A 687-nucleotide genomic window follows, 5' to 3' on the forward strand; every position below is an offset into this window, starting at 1 on the left:
GACCAAAAGCAGAACTTAAAGTCACCGTAATCGGCTTACCATTAGCTCCTGTAACCGAACACCTAACTTATTGCCAGAACGAGCAGAATATCCCAGCACTGACAGGGACTGGGTCAAACCTAACCTGGTATGATGCGAATGGTGTTAAACTTAATGCTGCTCCAACACCTTCTACTTTATCAGCGGGGGAAACCAAATACTACGTGACCCAGAAAAATGCAGAAGGTTGCGAAGGACCAAAAGCAGAACTTAAAGTCAYCGTAATCGGCTTACCATTAGCTCCTGTAACCGCATATCTAAGCTATTGCCAGAACGAGCAGAATATCCCAGCACTGACAGCGACTGGGTCAAACCTAACCTGGTATGACGCGAATGGTGATAAACTTAATGCTGCGCCGGTTCCAACAACCGCATCAGCCGGGGAAACCAAATACTACGTGACCCAGAAAAATGCGGAAGGTTGCGANAAAGCAGAACTTAAAGTCACCGTAATCGGCTTACCATTAGCTCCTGTAACCGAACACCTAACTTATTGCCAGAACGAGCAGAATATCCCWGCAYTRACAGCGACTGGKTCAAACCTAACCTGGTATGATGCGAATGGTACTAAACTTTCTGCTGCGCCGGTTCCAACAACCGCATCAGCSGGSGAAACSAAATACTACGTGACCCAGAAAAATGCGGAAG

The sequence above is a fragment of the Pedobacter sp. Leaf176 genome (genome assembly GCF_001424305.1).
Lineage (GTDB): Bacteria > Bacteroidota > Bacteroidia > Sphingobacteriales > Sphingobacteriaceae > Pedobacter.